Source organism: Halobacillus karajensis (genome assembly GCF_900108515.1).
Classification (GTDB): domain Bacteria; phylum Bacillota; class Bacilli; order Bacillales; family Halobacillaceae; genus Halobacillus; species Halobacillus karajensis.
This window is the reverse complement of record NZ_FNWW01000002.1, coordinates 231,301-246,605: the sequence shown is the minus strand read 5'-3', so window position 1 is coordinate 246,605 and position 15,305 is coordinate 231,301. Positions and strand designations below refer to the sequence as shown.

The window sequence follows — 15,305 nt, the reverse complement described above, 5'->3', positions numbered from 1 at the left end:
TAAATAATATGTAAAACGGAAGCTTTTCGCTTCACTTTTTACATTATCAAACCGGAAAATGATTAGCAAATTATTTGCATTACGATAATAATCATTCCCTGTAGAAGTAACCATTCCCTGTGCAGCTATTTTCAAACATAAAAAAACAATCAAGTATTTACTTGATTGTTTTGAAGTGGCTCGGGACGGAATCGAACCGCCGACACACGGATTTTCAGTCCGTTGCTCTACCGACTGAGCTACCGAGCCATAATTAGTTTATAGATCAAAATTTAAATTCACTCTATCCTCTTGTTCTCAAGATGATTCAAAGATGGTCTTCTCTCGTCACTTTACTACCGATAATTATGTAAATATGGCGGAGGAGGAGGGATTCGAACCCCCGCGAGCCGTAAAGCCCCTGGCGGTTTTCAAGACCGCTCCCTTCAGCCAAACTTGGGTACTCCTCCGTATTTTGTTGTGGTGGACCCTGCAGGACTCGAACCTGCGACCGATCGGTTATGAGCCGATAGCTCTAACCAGCTGAGCTAAGGGTCCACATGGGGCGGTTGATGGGGATCGAACCCACGAATGCCGGAACCACAATCCGGTGCGTTAACCACTTCGCCACAACCGCCATGCTTTAAATAGTTCATTATGTAAATGGTAATGGTGGCGGTGGAGGGAATCGAACCCACGACCTCACGGGTATGAACCGTACGCTCTAGCCAGCTGAGCTACACCGCCATTTGTTAAAATATCAACAAGCGACTTAATAAATATACCATTTATTCGCTATATCGTCAACAACTTTTTTGTTATTAAATCAGCGACAAAAATAATATAGCATGCTCTGACCCTCGTTTCAAGGGTTTTTTTAAAAAATAATAATTTCCGTATGAAAAACTTAACCAACCTTCTTATCAGGATCAGAAAAAACAGCCCTGCAGGTTGGAATCCATCCTGGGTTGACTAAGGTGGGATACCCTGTTTTAAGAGCGACCTACAAGCTTTTTTCTTGCCACCAGGAGCACAGACCATCCCCTTTCCGCGGACGAACGCCCGAGCCTCCTCGTGAAACCCACACTGCGGGGTCTCGGATCGCCCGTTTTTCCGCAGGAGTGTCATGGTCTGTGCTCCTTCGCTCTAGCTTATAGCCAAAAGACTCTCCTCCATCTAACTTACCCTGGCTAAATGGTAGGCAATCTTTTTCATGTTTTGACAGGCGGCCGTCATCAGCGCCTGTTCCTTCACTTTCTCTTTTCTCATGCGATAAATCCACTTGCCTTCATTGGAAAGTCGGTTCATACGCACCTGCTCTTTATCCTCCTCCCATACATGGCGTGTAATAGTTTTCTGGTGATTTTGATTTTGCGTGCGCTGCGTAAGAAGAGGATATGTCTCACACTGCTGCGGATCTGATTTATAATGGCAATATCCGTCACGGTCTGTTGTGCCATACCTTAGCTCTTCTCCTTGCGGACAGACATAGACATCCCGTTCCACTTCATACTTATATTTCCATTTAGCTAGAAACCCTTTCCTTGTCTGGTAACGACGGTGGGCAATCACACCAAAGATGTTTCTTTGGGCAAGTCCATAGCAGATAGGGGTGATTAAATAACCAGCGTCTAAACCTACTGTTCCCACAGAAAAACCGAATCGTTTCACTTGGCGATCCAGACGGTTTAAGTAGGGCTTGGAATCATGGATATTTCCAGGTGTCACATGAACATCCGTAATAATAATGTACTTTAAATCCGTCGTACGGTGGTCCAGATAGAAGAACCCTTCCGGCTTATTTTGCCGATATAAATAACCCACTTTCTGGATCGGTATCACTGACTTTCACTTCCTTGTTTTTCCACCTCCTTCTTTTCTTTGAGAAGCTTTTTTCCGTGGTTCTCCCGATCTTTCAAGACAGCTTCATTGAGTTCATTGATAAAATCCACCGTTTCCACATGAGGTTTTCAGGCACAAGCTCTTCACTAGTCACCATTTCCAGCTCATTTTGTCGATCTTTCCTTGATTGAAACAAATCATCACCGCCTCAAAGGATTTTTCTATCTTTAGGGTAACAAACAGCCAAACGTAAATTGAGACCAAAATCAAAAAATAAGGCTGTCGAGAACTTTCTCGACAGCCTGTGGGGCTTAATGAGCCCCTTTTTCTTATAGACTTTCTTTTTCACCAAGTACTTCTTCAGCAATATTAACTGCGTGATCACCGATACGTTCCAAATTACTAATCATGTCCACAAATACAATACCTGCTTGTCCTGTACAAACACCTTCATTCAGGCGGATAATATGCTTCTTACGGTAGCTGCGCTCCATACGGTCCAATTCATTCTCTTTTTGAACAACAGCAAGAGCTTCCTCTCTGCTCATTGTTTCAAGAGCTTTTGTAGCCTGTTTTACGGTCATTAGGGTCAAGTCAAACATTGTATTTAGGTCTTCTATAGCTTGTGAAGTTAAGTTTACTTTATTTGAGTTTTTGTAATCGATGAGCTCAATGATATTCTCAAAATGGTCCCCGATACGTTCAAGGTCTCTAACTGAATCCATTAAAGCTGAATGTTTCTGACTCTCTTCGTCTGATAAGGATGCTTGCGATAAATCTACAAGGTAATCCGTAATTTTCCGATCAAGGTTATTTAAGGCATCTTCGATTTGCATAGCTATTTCAGAGTGCTTTTGCTGCTTATTATTTAAGTAAAGGCTTGTCTCTTCAAGACCTTTGTAAGCATATTCACCCATACGTACAACTTCTTCTTTTGCCTGATCCAAAGCAAGGGATGGAGACTGTTCAATGAATATAGGATCAAGATGCTGCGGTTTATGATCAATTAATGAATCATTCCCTGGCACAAGTTTTACCACGATCCAAGCAAGAACTGCAATAAACGGAAATTGTACTACTGCATTAGCTATATTAAATGATCCGTGCGCAAATGCGATCGTCATTTCTGGTTCTAGGTCCATACTTGTTTGTAACCAATTGACATAACGTTCAAATGGAAGGAGGAATATTAAAAATACCGTCGCCCCTAAGACGTTAAAGATAACATGGGCAAATGCGGCACGTTTTGCTCCGACGCTTGCTCCAATCGATGCCAGAACGGCTGTAATGGTAGTCCCAATATTATCCCCAAATAATACAGGGATCGCCGCTTTTAAATCTACAAGCCCTTCCCCAAGTAATGTTTGCAAAATACCGATTGTCGCACTTGAACTCTGGACAATTACTGTAAATAACGTTCCAACGATGACACCTAAGATTGGGTTATCACTCATACTTACCATTAAGTCCTGAAAGGCTTGTAGAGACCGAAGAGGTTTCACCCCTCCACTCATAACTTCAAGTCCGAAAAATAAAGAACCAAGGCCAAATATAGTTTGGCCGATGTTTCCAACTTTCTTACTCTTGAAGAAGAATAATAAGAAGGCACCTACCGCCAAAATTGGCAGGCCATATTGCTTAATATCTATACCAATAATAAATGCGGTCATTGTTGTGCCGATATTGGCACCCATGATTACACCAATGGCCTGTCTAAAGGTCATAAACCCTGCGTTAACAAGACCTACTGTAAGGACTGTTGTTGTACTACTACTTTGTAACAAAATCGTTACAATTGTACCTGCAAGTACCCCCATAAACGGATTGCTCGTAAAACGGTCTAACATTTCTCTCAAACGATCTCCCGCGGTCCGTTGCAGGCCATCTGCCATATACTTTAAACCGAATAGAAAGATACCGAGTCCACCGATGAATTCAAATATCATCTGTTGCACATCGATTTCCATTTTCTCCACCCTTTCTCCATCCAAAATTCAACATTATTCTCTTTTTAAAAACAACCTCATTCATATTAACCAGCGACAATCCTTTTGTAAAGATAATTTCTGAATCTTAACATTAAATTTACATTCGCTTATTCCTTATCCCACGAAGTATATGTTTAATGAGATAAACACAAATAAAAATGCCCCATCCCACCCGATTGTATTTCAAAAAAAATCAAACCTTTATGGACATGATAACGAAAGTCTATGTCTTTGATAAAATCTCAAAATGACTCTCCATTAATATACACAATTAGCGTTAATCCATCCCTTCAAAATCTTGAAGGAATGTTTTTCATCTATATTTTGAAAGCTAAGTCTTTTTATGTGAGTCTTTCAATGGATAATACACCTTTTTAAAGGGAACATAAAAGATTGCCATACTTTTCTTCACAAAAAAACTCCATCATATTCGATGGAGTACTTCTTTTTCTATGGAGAACGTCTGCTCTAAGGTCAGCCAAAAGCGTCCCTTATCTTAAGCTTAACCCTAATCGGTCCCTGCAAAGTGTACCGAAACATTAATGGTCAGAGAGTTTTTTCACAAGTATTTTGGTTCCATCCACTTTCGTCACTTCAACTTTATCCCCATGGGTAATCCATTGACCATTGGATACCGCACTATATTCCTCATCATCAATTTGCACACTACCGACAGGTCTCATATCGGTAACAGCTTCTCCCTGCTTGCCCAGGAGAAACTGATATCCTTCATTCATCGAATTGTATCCCATTTCTGATGATAGCTGATCATTCAAAGCCATTTTCGACCACATTTTTCTTTGCTTGAACACTCTCAAAAAAAGCAGTGAGGCCGAACCTCCGAGCACGACTCCGATGACACTATATAAACCCGCTACCCAGTTTGGGGCACTAAAACCAACAGCAATGACCATTGTGGCTGCTCCAATTGTAGCCAACGTTCCATCGTTCACTAGCTTTCCATCAATAATCATTAAAATAATACCAAGGAAATAAACGAACATCATAATGATGAACATCTCGGTTTCCAAGTACCCCGCAAAATAAACAGTTATAAAGCCAAAGCCAAGAATTGCGAATATCCCCCGCATATTAACAAGCAGCTCACCAACCAGGAACATGGTCCCGAGAAAAGTTATGAATAACGCGATCCAATCATAAGTAAACACGACAGTTCACATCCTCTCCTTTATTATTATATGTACGAATGAAAGAGATCGTTTGTTTCATACTTATATCACTTCTCCCCTTCATTTGTCATGTCATGATATAATAAACCGAATCCTTCTCCCATTTACACAAACTTAACGTATTATTGTTTATATTTAAGGGTCCTTACTTCTCATTTAAGCAAATAGCCCTTATAATGAATGTTGGAAATTCATCTTGCATACCTTTTTGTGATTATATAAAGGAGCGATTTTTAATGGCAATTACGCACAGAAAAGATACACGCCCTGTAAAAGTTGGGGATGTTACGATAGGTGGAGCCGATGAAGTTGTCATCCAATCGATGACAACAACAAAAACCCACGATGTAGAAGCGACCGTAGCTGAAATTAAACGTTTGGAAGAAGCAGGCTGCCAAATTGTCCGTGTTGCATGTCCGGATGACCGTGCTGCCGACGCTATTCCTGAAATAAAAAAACGAATCAACATTCCGCTCGTTGTCGATATACACTTTGATTACAAAAAAGCGCTGAAAGCCATTGAAGGCGGCGCAGACAAGATTCGCATTAACCCTGGGAACATTGGTAAACGCGAAAAAGTCGAAGCGGTTGTAAAAGCAGCCAAAGAAAAAGGGATTCCGATTCGTATCGGAGTAAATGCTGGTTCTCTTGAACGTCACATTCTTGAGAAATACGGCTATCCTACAGCAGATGGGATGGTTGAAAGTGCCCTTCACCATATTAAGATACTTGAAGATCTTGATTTTCATGATATCATCGTATCCCTTAAAGCATCAGATGTTAAATTAGCAATTGAAGCTTATGAAAAAGCAGCCGCTGCCTTTAACTATCCGATTCACTTGGGAATTACGGAATCAGGTACGCTTTTTGCAGGTACTGTAAAAAGCGCAGCAGGACTAGGCGCTATTCTAAGTAAGGGCATTGGAAGTACCGTGCGCATCAGTTTAAGTGCGGATCCTGTCGAAGAGGTTAAAGTCGCAAAAGAACTCCTTAAGTCTTTTGGACTCGCCTCCAATGCTGCAACATTAATCTCATGCCCTACATGCGGTCGAATTGAAATTGACTTGATTTCCATTGCGAATGAGGTCGAAGAATATATCCAAACCATTAAAGCACCTATTAAAGTAGCTGTCCTAGGTTGTGCTGTTAACGGTCCCGGAGAAGCACGTGAAGCAGATATTGGTATCGCAGGGGCACGTGGAGAAGGTCTTCTTTTCCGCCATGGTGAAATCATTCGCAAAGTACCGGAAGACATCATGGTCGATGAATTGAAAAAAGAAGTCGATAAATTGGCTGAAGAACATTACGAGAAAGAACGATTAGAGAAAGAGAAACAAAAACAATCTCTTTAATCTTACGTTCTCAAGCTTAATTTTTATGTTTTCTAAACATTGATAAAAGGTGAGCCCTCTAGGGCCCACCTTTTTTTGTAGCGTGATCTATATCAAGTTGTAAAACGGAGTGAAGAAGAAAGAAAACGCAATGGATACGATACTTACGATAATCGCCATATTCCCTAATGTATCGGCTCCACGTCGTTTACTGACAATGCCTAGAATAATCCCCGCTGCCCCAAGGATCAAAGGAGCAAAGAAAAACGAAAGTATAGCGGCGGACAATCCTAACCAGCCCATCCCTGTTTTGACATCATCATCTTCCATCGTTGTTTCCTGCTCTTCATTATCCATCGGTGTATCATTCATTGGTGCGACAGCCGCTTCTTGTGCAAATTCTTCTTCATACCTGTCTCCATAAACAGGTTGATGGGAACCAGGGTCTTGACCCTCAACTTCAACTGATTGAGTATTTTCATCAGTTACAGCTTCATCGTTCCCCTCTTCGTTTCGCAGATCTTGGTCTTGAATTTCTTCAAATGCTTCATTTAGAACTTGTTCAGTGCTTGGCTCGTTATAAGTTCGTTCATCCACGCCCTCCACGTGAACCTGTTCTAATTCATCCCCATGCTTAGGAGCTTTTTCAGTGTGTTGATTCTCAACAGTTTTTCTCGGATCATGCATAGAAACACCCTCACTTTCTGTTTGGAGAATCATGAATATTATATGGAAGTCCGATTAATTTACATCAGGGAGTTGATGGAAAAAAAGCAACTAACGTATTATAATCAGCCACTTTTTTACTACTAAGGAGCTAAAAGAATAATAACAAGGAAATAACAAAGGTCATCCAGTAACCCATCTTTTTAAGAAGAACACCCAATTTTCACCTTCCCGTCAGTCCTCTCCATTATAAGTTCCAGAGCCGATCAAAGGAATCAACACGACTATATAGATAATTTGACCATTCTATTTTGCCCCATTGGCTTATTCTAATCGAAGGAACTATGGTATTCCATCGAGACTCCTAGGTACCTTTTTAAAAAACACAAATCCATTTCCATATTCATATGGTGTACTAAATACAAAGAGAGGGAGTATAAGCCTATGAAGAATATGGCACAACAGTTAATTAACCAAAAATTGAAACAATTAACTGTCAAAGAACTACTTTTTTATAGTGAAAAACACCGAATTCCAATTACTAAAGAAGAAGCAGCTGCCATTGTTAAAGCCTTGAAGAAGAATGAGGATAACCCTTTCGACCCTGTTGGACGGAAAAGAATGTTCAAAAAGCTGGCAAGTATAACATCTAAGGATACTGCCCGTTCTGTTTATCAATTACTTATGAAAATGGCTAAGGAATACGGGGTAGAGCACTGGCTGAAATAAAAAGGGGAAGCCATATTGGCCCCCCTCTTTCGCTCTTTACTGCTCCATAATCTTTTCTTTAAGTCCTTCATCAAACGTACCTTTTTTAACCATATCGATTTCAAACCGGTACGGCGGTTTTTTATTCTTTTTATCTTCCCCTACATATGGAGTTTCTAAAATTTTGGGTAAGTGACTCAATGTTGGATGATGGATAACTTTATGGAGGGCATCGAAACCAATGTGGCCAAAGCCGATATTTTCGTGACGGTCTTTTGCTGCCCCTTTCATGTTCTTACTATCATTGACGTGGACGACTTTCAAACGATCGACCCCAATGATTTTATCAAATTCTTCTAATACACCATCAAAATCCTCCACCACATTGTAGCCTGCATCATGAATGTGGCAAGTGTCCAGGCAGACAGATAATTTTTCATTTAGTGTAACGCCATCAATAATCTGGGCAAGCTCATCAAAACTTCGCCCGATTTCTGATCCTTTTCCGGCCATAGTCTCAAGGGCAATTTGTACATTTTGATCTTTGTGTAAGACTTCGTTCAGACCTTCGATGATTTTAGGTAACCCTTTTTCAATACCTTGCCCGACATGAGAGCCAGGATGAAGAACAATTTGTTTGGCTCCAAGAGCTTCCGTCCGTTCTATTTCATTCCTTAGAAAGTCAACGCCAAGTTGAAAGGTTTCCGGTTTGGTTGTGTTTCCAATATTGATGATATAAGGAGCATGTACGACAATATCATCAATCCCATTCGCTTTCATATGTTCCATTCCTGCCTCAATATTAAGTTCTTCAATCGGTCGGCGCCTTGTATTTTGCGGCGCTCCTGTATAAATCATAAATGTACTGGCACCATAAGAGGTCGCCTCCTCACTGGCTCCGAGTAACATTTTTTTCCCTTTCATCGATACATGTGATCCGATTTTTACCATACTATCTATCCTTTCTTATTTCTTTCTGAACCGCTCCTGCTTTAACTTCCTTTTGTTTTTATCTGCCTGTTGTTTCATTTTCTTCTTATAACCAGGTTTCACCTTTTTAGGTTTGCGCACCATCTGTTTAGCTTTCTTCTCAAGGTCCGAAGCATGTCTTTCTCTTGTCTGCCGTTCATTGTAAGCATTTACTTCTTTCCATTCGCCTTTTTTCACTTCAAAAAATTCGAAGGAAAGACCTTTTTTCTCTAACTTTTGGATGAGTGGCAGGTCAGATTCTTTATACAAATTAATCGCCGTACCTTGTAGACCTGCACGGGCTGTTCTCCCGACCCGATGGATATAAAATTCCTCTTCTTTCGGCATTTGTGCATTGATGACATGGCTAACCCCTTGGATATCAATTCCCCTCGATGCAAGATCAGTAGCCACAATGTATTGATAGCGCAAATTTTGCAAGTCTTTCAGCATTCTTTTTCTTTCTCTTGGTGAAAGACCTCCATGAAGAATCCCTGTTTCAAGACCACGACTCATCAGCTTGTCTGCAAGCTCATCAGCATGATCTTTGCCATTTGTAAAAATAATGGCCAAATAAGGCTGGATAGCTTTAGATATTTCTATAATTACATCCGCCGGTTCTTTGTGACGTAGCGGAATAAGCCGATGCTCCATAGACTCTGGAGAGGGTTTGTTATCCTCAATTTGTATATGCGTCGGGTTAGTCAAGTACTTTTTAAGGAAAGGCTGCAAACGTTCTGGGATCGTAGCAGAAAAGACGAGCATTTGTACATTCTCATCCATTCGAACAAGAATTTGATCGACGTCTTCAATAAATCCTAGATCAAGCATTAAATCTGCTTCATCCAAAACAAATGCCTTTGCTTGATAAAGATCAATGGCTTTCTCTTTAACCATATCTAGAATCCGGCCGGGAGTTCCCACGACAATATGAGGAGCTCTAGAAGATAACTTATCCACCATTTTTTGCTTGTCTGTACCACCAATGAGGAGTTTGGAGCGCCATTGTTCTTCTTTGCCGGCCAATTGGATCGCTTTCTTTACTTCTTCCTGAATTTGTATTGCTAATTCTCTTGTCGGCGCTGTGATGATAACCTGTACCTGGTCTTTCTCTCCATCCAGTTGGTTCAAAAGCGGCAGTAAATACGCGTGTGTTTTTCCAGAACCTGTATGAGATTGGCCGATAAGGCTCTCTCCTCTCAGAGCTGCGGGTAATACCTGCTTCTGAATGGGTGTAGGTTCTTTAAAGCCTAACCCTTCTACAACTCGACTGACTGTAGAAGTGATGGCATATTGATCAAATGTATGCTTACTCATAAACCGTTCTCCTTTAAAGTAAAATGTTCCTACCCTATTATAATAGAGCAGAAGGGAAATTGCACGATAACGTTGCCAGGGAATGACTTTCTTTGTCATCTTTCCCTTTACGCTTTATAATGATAATGGTATCTTAAAAGTTATTGTATTGGATTTATAGAGGAGGACATTAATCAATGGAAGTCATTAAAATCGCCCCTCGCGGTTATTGTTACGGTGTAGTAGATGCCATGGTTATTGCTCGAAACGCAGCTAAAGACCCTAATCTGCCTCGCCCGATATATATATTAGGAATGATTGTCCACAACACTCATGTAACCGAAGCTTTTAAAGAAGAAGGGATTATTACCGTTGACGGTAAAAATCGCAGTGACATGCTGGAAGGTATTCATGATGGCACAGTCATTTTTACGGCCCACGGCGTATCTCCTCAAATAAAGGAACGCGCGAAAGCAAAGGGCCTGACCGTCTTAGATGCTACCTGTCCTGATGTGACCAATACTCACAACTTAATTAGAGATAAAGTAGCTGAAGGTTTTGAGGTGATTTATGTGGGTAAAAAAGGACACCCTGAGCCAGAAGGTGCTATGGGGGTAGCTCCTGGAAAAGTCCACCTTGTCCAAACAGAGGAGGACGTAGAAGCACTTACTCTTGACCATGATAAATTAATGATTACCAATCAAACCACTATGAGCCAATGGGACGTATATGATGTCATGGAAAAAGCAAAATTAAAATATCCTCAGCTTGAAAAACAGCAGGAGATTTGCATGGCGACACAAGTTCGTCAGGAGGCTGTTTCAGAGCAGGCTAGAGAAGCAGACTTGACGTTAGTCGTTGGTGATCCAATGAGTAACAACTCCAACCGACTTGCTCAAGTGTCTATGGAAAAAGCAGGAACTACAGCTTACCGCATTGCTGATGTAACCGAAATTCAATTGGAATGGTTGGAAGGTGTCGAGAAAGTAGCTGTTACTGCTGGAGCTTCTACTCCTACTCCTATCACCAAAGAAGTAATCAAATTTATCGAGCAATTCGATCACGATAATAAAGATACATGGATTCGTGAATCCAAAGTAGAACAGAAAAAAATCCTTCCGCCTGTGAGAGCTAGAAAAAAAATAAAAAGATAAGAAAAAAAGGGATGAAAGCTTGGCTTTCATCTCTTTTTTTCTAGGGTATGAGTTTGTATCCGTTAAAAGAAAGGTTTTGAAAAAACAGGGGTGTCAAATTACATGTTTTGTTCCGATTAAAAATGAGAAAGAAATCTAATCCATCCTCTACAAAATTTTAAATGGCTCAGTATCCACCTCAGAGATGATAACTTCCAGTTGACCATCCTGATTGCATTTGTCGTCCAGATATTCTTTAACTTTTGGACAAACAACTTTTTCTACATGGTGACCTGGGTCAATAACAGCGAGCCCCATTTCCATAGCATCCTGAGTCATGTGAAAAGTCATATCCCCTGTGATAAAGACCTCCGCTCCACTTCGTTTTGCAGCATGAATATACTTTTCTCCGCTGCCGCCAAGCAAAGCAATTCGTTTAATTTTTTTATCTAAATCACCAGATACACGGGCATGAGAAACATCGAACTTTTCTTTCACTTTCCCTACCAAATCCCTCAGCGTAGTGGAATCAGCGAGATTCCCAACTCTCCCTACGCCGATGGATTCCCCTTGATTCAATAATGGATATAGATCATAGGCAACTTCTTCGTACGGGTGAGCTTCTTCCATCGCTCTCAACACGTCAGCCAGTTTTGATTGTGGCACGATTGTTTCTACTCTTTTCTCATCAACAAATTCTATTTTCCCTTGTTCACCAATATAAGGGTCTGCCCCACTTTCAGGTTTAAATGTTCCCTGGCCAGATAATTGATAGGTACAATGGCTATAATTTCCAATATATCCGGCACCTGCTTCACTGATGGACGAACGTAAATGATCGGCATGATCTTCTGGGACAAATACGGTCAATTTCACAAGATCATCTTCACCTGATTCAATAAGCGGTTTGCATTGAGTAACATTTAATAAATCAGCCATCACATCATTTACACCGCCATTAGCTACATCTAAATTTGTATGGGCTGCGTAGACCGTAATATCATGTTTAATCAATTTTTGAACGATTCTCCCTTTAGGCGTATCTAAATTGATTTGCTTCAGCTTGATAAATAATAAAGGATGGTGCGCTATAATTAAATCCACATCTTTTTCAATCGCTTCATCTACCACAGAATCAAGAACATCAAGAGTCACCATGACTTTTTGAACCGGTTTATTTAAAGAACCCACCTGGAGACCTACATTATCCCACTCATAAGCCAAATGTTTGGGTGACCATTTTTCAAATTGTTTTATAATTTCCTGAGCTGTACACTTCACTTTCTCAATACCTCCTCCAACCATTGAATTTCCTTATTTTGTTGTTTTAACTTCTCCTCATCCGGAGAATATGCCTGTTTCATTTGACTCACAATATACTGTTTCTTTTTCCATTCTTCTCTACATTTTTGGATAAACGGTTCGGTTTGACTTTCCAATAAAAAAGGCCCCAGCCACATCTCTTTTTCAAATGTCTCATTATTATAACATGCTGAAGGATTGCCTTTTTCAGCAACTAAGATTTCATAAATATGACCATTTTCTTCAATGATTGTTTCATCCACAAGAAGAAAGCCTTGTTCATAAAACCACTTTCTAAGAGATCTAGAGTCAATATTAGGTTGCACGACAATACGATTGACATTGGAGAGCTTTTCTTTTCCACCGTCAAGAATATCCCGTATCAGGGGCCCTCCCATGCCTGCAATGACAACTTGTTCGACTTCTCCCTTTTGAACAACCGTTAATCCATCTCCAAGGCGAACATCGATTCGTTCTTCAAGACCATGCTTTTCTACTTCATTTTTTGCACTATCAAAAGGACCTTGGTTCACTTCTCCCGCGACTGCCCTTGCCTCTAGATCGTGGAGACAGACAAAACAAGGTAGATAAGCGTGATCGGATCCGATATCAGCGAAATGAGCTCCTTTGGGTAAATAATCAGCTACGCGAGCTAGTCGTTGTGATAATTGATTGACATTCATAATTTTCTATCCTCTCATAAAAGAAAAGCTTTCTGTAATGGCCAGAAAGCTTTTCATTCTTCTAAATATTCTTATTGCTTTTCAGCAAGCCATTCGGCTATTTGAGTCGCTTGCTCTCCTGTATAAAGTCCAGGAGGCATAGAGCCTTTACCATTGATGATTATTTCTTCAATTTCCTCTGCAGAGTATCGGCTTCCTACTTCCTGAAGGTTCGGACCGGCCCCTCCACTAAGGTCACCACCATGACAGCTCGCACATTGGTTTTGGAAGAGTTCTTCTGGACCCGCATTAGCTGTTTCCTCCTGGTGTTCACCGCCGCCTTCTTCCTCATTTTCAATGGCTTCGCGTTGATTAATACCTGCTGCGGAAACGATGATCATAGCAACAATTCCCAGTACAGCGATGATTGCGAATGGAATCACAGGGTTCTTTCTCATTTGTTGCAACCTCCTTATGTATTCCTTCTCATAAATTTTTCGTGTCTATTCGACTATATTTATTTTACTTGAAAACCGTTACTTATTAAAGAGATATCATGTGAAAACTTATGAAATAATGTAAATTATCGCAAGAAAGCAACCTATAATAACCAGAAATGAAAAGTGTTTTCACTTTCCACGATTGTCCCAAAACAAACCCATGTAAAAAAGTTTAGGTCCAGAGCTATAGGCAAAGCTTTTCATTTTAAAAGAAGTTTCTCACCAAGTGGACGGATAAAAAATAATTGAAACACCTGTAGTAGGTGGGATAACAACTCAACTGACTTTTATATTTTAACCGTCTATCAATAATCCATACGAAGACTACAAAACTCGACAAAAGCACTGTTTGCATTATGATTCCCATTTCAGTAAAATAAATGACAAGAAATGAAAGGGGTAACAAAACCGAAACTATTGTGAGTAAATCGATATCGTCCAGAAAGATGATTCTTTTTTCAATCGTTTATCACTTCATTGAAGATTTTCCAGTGGTCATCTTTCTTAATCCCCTTCCACAAATAAAACTCAGGGCCCTACCGCTATTAATTACGACAGGGTCCCTGAGTTGACAGATACTTATTCCATGAAGTCTTTTAGACGCTTGCTTCTGCTAGGATGGCGCAGTTTCCGTAAAGCTTTCGCTTCAATTTGGCGGATTCTCTCACGAGTAACCCCAAATACTTTTCCTACCTCTTCAAGCGTTCTCGTACGGCCATCGTCTAATCCAAAGCGAAGACGTAGAACATTTTCTTCCCGGTCCGTCAACGTATCTAAAACGTCTTCCAGTTGCTCTTTCAGCAGTTCATATGCGGCATGATCAGAAGGAGACGTTGCTTCCTGATCTTCAATGAAATCACCCAAGTGGGAATCATCTTCTTCCCCAATTGGTGTTTCTAAAGAGACAGGTTCTTGGGCGATTTTTAAGATCTCCCGCACTTTATCTGGTGTAAGGTCCATGTCTTGTGCAATTTCTTCCGGAGTCGGTTCACGACCAAGATCTTGAAGCAGTTGACGTTGAACACGAATCAGCTTATTAATAGTCTCTACCATGTGAACAGGGATACGAATGGTCCGTGCTTGATCGGCAATCGCTCTTGTGATCGCCTGTCGAATCCACCATGTGGCGTACGTACTGAACTTGTATCCTTTACGATAATCAAATTTTTCAACCGCTTTGATCAAGCCCATGTTACCTTCCTGGATTAAATCCAGGAATAACATTCCTCGCCCTACGTACCTTTTAGCAATACTGACGACAAGACGAAGGTTGGCTTCTGCCAAATCCCTTTTCGCCTCTTCATCACCGTTTTCGATACGCTGTGCTAAGCTGATTTCATCTTTTGCAGATAATAGGTTCACACGACCGATCTCTTTCAAATACATACGTACAGGGTCATTGATTTTGACACCTGGTGGTACACTTAGATCGTTGAGGTCGAATTCTTCTTCTTTATCTAACTGCTTTATACTAGGATCAGAATCTGAATCGCCAATGACCTCTACCCCTTGTTCATTTAGGTGCTCATAGAATTCATCCATTTGGTCGGAATCCAACTCAAAACTCGATAATTTTTCTGCTACCTCTTCATATGCGAGGATTCCTCGCTTTTTCCCTAACTCTACAACTTGCTCTTTGGCTTGCTCAAGTGTTAATTCCGTTTGATTCTCAGTTTCTTTAGAACGTGATGGCTGTTGTTGCTTATCTGCCATAAGTCCCCCTCCTTCCAACAATCTAT

The 15,305-nt window shown here is 40.6% G+C and carries 12 protein-coding genes, 5 tRNA genes and 1 pseudogene; 3 read left to right on the top strand and 15 right to left on the bottom strand.

The annotated features are described in order from the left end of the window. Nucleotides 1–176 precede the first annotated feature (176 nt). From BLW54_RS06215 to BLW54_RS06180, 8 genes and pseudogenes are all read right to left on the bottom strand, one after another. A tRNA-Phe gene (locus BLW54_RS06215) sits at nucleotides 177–249 on the bottom strand. 107 nt (nucleotides 250–356) lie between these two features. Then, a tRNA-Ser gene (locus BLW54_RS06210) sits at nucleotides 357–449 on the bottom strand. Nucleotides 450–460: 11 nt separating this feature from the next. Then, nucleotides 461–537, bottom strand: a tRNA-Ile gene (locus BLW54_RS06205). 3 nt (nucleotides 538–540) lie between these two features. Further along, nucleotides 541–616 (bottom strand) — tRNA-His (locus tag BLW54_RS06200). A 33-nt stretch (nucleotides 617–649) separates the two neighbouring features. Beyond that, nucleotides 650–726 (bottom strand) — tRNA-Met (locus BLW54_RS06195). A 429-nt stretch (nucleotides 727–1,155) separates the two neighbouring features. Next, nucleotides 1,156–1,940, bottom strand: a pseudogene (locus tag BLW54_RS06190) (transposase); the annotation flags it as partial. Between the two features lie 210 nt (nucleotides 1,941–2,150). After that, the gene (locus tag BLW54_RS06185) at nucleotides 2,151–3,788 is read right to left on the bottom strand and encodes a Na/Pi cotransporter family protein (protein WP_074733468.1); all 1,638 of its coding nucleotides are present in this window, start codon (nucleotides 3,786–3,788) and stop codon (nucleotides 2,151–2,153) included. A gap of 560 nt (nucleotides 3,789–4,348) precedes the next feature. Beyond that, on the bottom strand, nucleotides 4,349–4,978 hold the full coding sequence (locus BLW54_RS06180; protein WP_139254116.1) for an NfeD family protein: 630 nt from the start codon (nucleotides 4,976–4,978) through the stop codon (nucleotides 4,349–4,351). A gap of 263 nt (nucleotides 4,979–5,241) precedes the next feature. Between BLW54_RS06180 and ispG the strand changes: the two genes are divergently transcribed. Continuing rightward, nucleotides 5,242–6,351: a flavodoxin-dependent (E)-4-hydroxy-3-methylbut-2-enyl-diphosphate synthase gene (gene ispG, locus BLW54_RS06175; RefSeq protein WP_208598915.1), complete on the top strand. Its 1,110-nt coding sequence runs from the start codon at nucleotides 5,242–5,244 to the stop codon at nucleotides 6,349–6,351. 87 nt (nucleotides 6,352–6,438) lie between these two features. On the opposite strand, the gene BLW54_RS06170 is transcribed toward ispG, so the two are convergent. Continuing rightward, nucleotides 6,439–7,017 carry a DUF4190 domain-containing protein gene (locus BLW54_RS06170; RefSeq protein WP_035509137.1) on the bottom strand — a complete coding sequence of 193 codons (579 nt, stop codon included), beginning with the start codon at nucleotides 7,015–7,017 and terminating at the stop codon, nucleotides 6,439–6,441. Between the two features lie 423 nt (nucleotides 7,018–7,440). Here BLW54_RS06170 and BLW54_RS06165 point away from each other — a divergent pair, with 423 nt between their 5' ends. Further along, complete coding sequence (locus BLW54_RS06165; RefSeq protein ID WP_035509139.1) at nucleotides 7,441–7,725, top strand: DUF2624 domain-containing protein; 285 nt, start codon at nucleotides 7,441–7,443, stop codon at nucleotides 7,723–7,725. Between the two features lie 36 nt (nucleotides 7,726–7,761). On the opposite strand, the gene BLW54_RS06160 is transcribed toward BLW54_RS06165, so the two are convergent. Further along, on the bottom strand, nucleotides 7,762–8,655 hold the full coding sequence (locus tag BLW54_RS06160) for a deoxyribonuclease IV (protein ID WP_035509140.1): 894 nt from the start codon (nucleotides 8,653–8,655) through the stop codon (nucleotides 7,762–7,764). A gap of 15 nt (nucleotides 8,656–8,670) precedes the next feature. Further along, nucleotides 8,671–9,990, bottom strand: a complete 1,320-nt coding sequence (locus BLW54_RS06155) for a DEAD/DEAH box helicase (protein WP_074733463.1) — start codon at nucleotides 9,988–9,990, stop codon at nucleotides 8,671–8,673. Between the two features lie 176 nt (nucleotides 9,991–10,166). Here BLW54_RS06155 and BLW54_RS06150 point away from each other — a divergent pair, with 176 nt between their 5' ends. Continuing rightward, nucleotides 10,167–11,123 carry a 4-hydroxy-3-methylbut-2-enyl diphosphate reductase gene (locus BLW54_RS06150; protein WP_074733460.1) on the top strand — a complete coding sequence of 319 codons (957 nt, stop codon included), beginning with the start codon at nucleotides 10,167–10,169 and terminating at the stop codon, nucleotides 11,121–11,123. A 147-nt stretch (nucleotides 11,124–11,270) separates the two neighbouring features. Here the strand turns inward: BLW54_RS06150 and BLW54_RS06145 are convergent, their stop codons facing one another. The 4 genes from BLW54_RS06145 to rpoD all read right to left on the bottom strand — a co-directional run bounded on the left by BLW54_RS06145 (nucleotide 11,271) and on the right by rpoD (nucleotide 15,279). After that, nucleotides 11,271–12,407: a Nif3-like dinuclear metal center hexameric protein gene (locus tag BLW54_RS06145; protein WP_074733457.1), complete on the bottom strand. Its 1,137-nt coding sequence runs from the start codon at nucleotides 12,405–12,407 to the stop codon at nucleotides 11,271–11,273. Further along, entirely contained in the window at nucleotides 12,380–13,087 is a 708-nt protein-coding gene (locus tag BLW54_RS06140; RefSeq protein ID WP_074733454.1) for a tRNA (adenine(22)-N(1))-methyltransferase, read from the bottom strand. Before BLW54_RS06140 ends, BLW54_RS06145 begins: the two co-directional genes overlap by 28 nt. A gap of 71 nt (nucleotides 13,088–13,158) precedes the next feature. After that, nucleotides 13,159–13,524 carry a cytochrome c550 gene (gene cccA, locus BLW54_RS06135; RefSeq protein ID WP_035509148.1) on the bottom strand — a complete coding sequence of 122 codons (366 nt, stop codon included), beginning with the start codon at nucleotides 13,522–13,524 and terminating at the stop codon, nucleotides 13,159–13,161. A gap of 621 nt (nucleotides 13,525–14,145) precedes the next feature. Further along, nucleotides 14,146–15,279, bottom strand: coding sequence for an RNA polymerase sigma factor RpoD (rpoD, locus tag BLW54_RS06130; protein WP_035509150.1), 1,134 nt, complete (start codon nucleotides 15,277–15,279; stop codon nucleotides 14,146–14,148). Nucleotides 15,280–15,305: the final 26 nt, after the last annotated feature.

Coding starts and splice junctions, on each gene's coding strand:
- BLW54_RS06185 (WP_074733468.1), bottom strand. CDS start 3,788: ATGGAAATCGATGTGCAACAGATGATATTTGAATTCATCGGTGGACTC.
- BLW54_RS06170 (WP_035509137.1), bottom strand. CDS start 7,017: ATGCATGATCCGAGAAAAACTGTTGAGAATCAACACACTGAAAAAGCT.
- BLW54_RS06165 (WP_035509139.1), top strand. CDS start 7,441: ATGAAGAATATGGCACAACAGTTAATTAACCAAAAATTGAAACAATTA.
- BLW54_RS06160 (WP_035509140.1), bottom strand. CDS start 8,655: ATGGTAAAAATCGGATCACATGTATCGATGAAAGGGAAAAAAATGTTA.
- BLW54_RS06155 (WP_074733463.1), bottom strand. CDS start 9,990: ATGAGTAAGCATACATTTGATCAATATGCCATCACTTCTACAGTCAGT.
- BLW54_RS06150 (WP_074733460.1), top strand. CDS start 10,167: ATGGAAGTCATTAAAATCGCCCCTCGCGGTTATTGTTACGGTGTAGTA.
- BLW54_RS06145 (WP_074733457.1), bottom strand. CDS start 12,407: ATGGTTGGAGGAGGTATTGAGAAAGTGAAGTGTACAGCTCAGGAAATT.
- BLW54_RS06140 (WP_074733454.1), bottom strand. CDS start 13,087: ATGAATGTCAATCAATTATCACAACGACTAGCTCGCGTAGCTGATTAT.
- cccA (WP_035509148.1), bottom strand. CDS start 13,524: ATGAGAAAGAACCCTGTGATTCCATTCGCAATCATCGCTGTACTGGGA.
- rpoD (WP_035509150.1), bottom strand. CDS start 15,279: ATGGCAGATAAGCAACAACAGCCATCACGTTCTAAAGAAACTGAGAAT.